We start from the raw sequence: 856 nt of genomic DNA on the forward strand, positions 1-856 counted from the left end.
GGGGATGTTGCGTATCCACCTGATGGCGAATGCGTGTGACTTCATCCTCTACGGTCATGATTGCCCGTTCCATTTCGTCTGGCGTCGGGGGCAGATGGCGAAAAAAAGTCGCGGCGGTTTTTTCATACCCTACCGCCAGCCGCAACGCTTCAGCGTCCGGCGACGACATGACAACGGTTTGCTCGGCAGCGATATCAAGAAAAGTGATGGGTAAAGTGAGTGCCAGTGTGTCGCACAGTTGGCGATAAGCGCCTTCGGTCTCGTTGGTCATGATGTCTCCCTCAATGATGATGCACCTCATGCCTGCATGCATGAGAAATAGCGGCAATATCCTGCGGTGTGGTGCGACAGCACCCACCGATCAGGCGCGCGCCCGCGGCTCTCCAGGCTGACAGATGCGCGGTCAACGCACACGCCTGTTCCCCGGTTGCGCGCCAGCGTTTAGTGGTAGCATCATAATGCTCGCCGGAATTGGGATAGACAACCAGCGGCAGGGATGTCAGTGAGGATAAATGCGCTAACGCCGTCGTCGCACTGTCCACTGCGACGCAGTTTATGCCCATGGCGACAACTTGCGGATGGTTATCCAACAGCGCCACAACGTCACACAGCGGGGTGCCATCGCTGATGTGCTGCTCATCACGCAGGGTAAACGAGAACCAGGCTGTGATAGAGGGAAACTCGCGCAGCAACTGTAACAGAGCGGCCATCTCCGGCAACGAGGGCTGGGTTTCGCATGCCAGCACGTCAACGCCCGCGTCAACCAACGCGGCGATGCGCGGCCGGTGGAATGCCATCATCTCCGCCTGCCGGAGCTGATAATCGCCACGGTACTCCGCGCCATTCGCCAGAACAG

Annotated in this window: 1 protein-coding gene and 1 pseudogene; both read right to left on the reverse strand. The window is 58.6% G+C overall.

Features of this window, described 5'->3' with window-relative positions:
- Nucleotides 1-271: pseudogene (locus tag J5224_RS31285) on the reverse strand (hypothetical protein); the annotation flags it as partial.
- Nucleotides 272-281: 10 nt separating this feature from the next.
- A partial coding sequence (mmuM, locus tag J5224_RS31290; RefSeq protein WP_264628891.1) for a homocysteine S-methyltransferase occupies nt 282-856 on the reverse strand: 575 nt, incomplete at its 5' end.

The sequence above is a fragment of the Candidatus Symbiopectobacterium sp. NZEC135 genome, from assembly GCF_025962695.1.